Source organism: Acinetobacter sp. WCHAc060025 (genome assembly GCF_004209355.1).
Lineage (GTDB): Bacteria > Pseudomonadota > Gammaproteobacteria > Pseudomonadales > Moraxellaceae > Acinetobacter > Acinetobacter wuhouensis.
On record NZ_SGSX01000057.1, the window covers coordinates 1 to 1,106 of the forward strand.

Here is a 1,106-nt window from a genome sequence, read left to right on the forward strand (position 1 = left end):
CCACACGTAAACGTGGGTACAATTGGTCACGTCGACCATGGTAAAACAACTTTAACAGCTGCGATTGCAACTGTATGTGCAAAAACTTTTGGTGGCGAAGCGAAAGACTACGCTGCAATTGACTCTGCACCTGAAGAAAAAGCACGTGGTATTACTATTAATACTTCTCACGTAGAATACGATTCTCCAATCCGTCACTACGCTCACGTAGACTGCCCAGGACACGCCGATTATGTTAAAAACATGATCACTGGTGCTGCTCAGATGGATGGTGCAATCCTTGTTTGTTCAGCGACTGATGGTCCTATGCCACAAACTCGTGAACACATCCTTCTTTCTCGCCAAGTAGGTGTTCCTTACATTCTTGTTTTCTTAAACAAATGTGACATCGTTGATGACGAAGAGTTAATCGAATTAGTAGAAATGGAAGTTCGTGAACTTCTTTCTACTTATAACTTCCCTGGTGATGACACTCCAGTTATCCGTGGTTCAGCTTTAGCTGCACTTAACGGTGAAGACAACCAGTACGGTGTTCCAGCTGTTCTTGCTCTTGTTGAAGCGCTTGACACTTACATCCCAGAACCAGAACGTGCGATCGATAAAGCATTCTTGATGCCAATCGAAGATGTATTCTCTATTTCTGGTCGTGGTACAGTTGTAACAGGTCGTGTTGAAGCTGGTATCGTAAAAGTTGGTGAAGAAGTTGAAATCGTTGGTATTAAAGATACAGTTAAAACAACTGTAACTGGCGTAGAAATGTTCCGTAAACTTCTTGACGAAGGTCGTGCGGGCGAGAACTGTGGTGTTCTTCTACGTGGTACTAAACGTGAAGACGTTCAACGTGGTCAAGTACTTGCTAAACCAGGTACAATCAAACCGCACACTAAATTCGACGCAGAAGTATACGTACTTTCTAAAGAAGAAGGTGGTCGTCATACTCCATTCCTTAACGGTTACCGTCCACAGTTCTACTTCCGTACAACTGACGTAACTGGCGCTATCGCTCTTCAAGACGGCGTAGAAATGGTTATGCCTGGTGACAACGTAGAAATGTCAGTAGAATTAATCCACCCAATCGCAATGGACCCAGGTCTACGTTTTGCGAT

General features: G+C 43.9%; 1 protein-coding gene. It reads left to right on the plus strand.

Features of this window, described 5'->3' with window-relative positions; all coding sequences use genetic code 11:
• Positions 1–1,106, plus strand: a 1,106-nt coding sequence (tuf, locus tag EXE09_RS18625) for an elongation factor Tu (RefSeq protein WP_213073899.1), incomplete at both ends; no start/stop codon positions are given.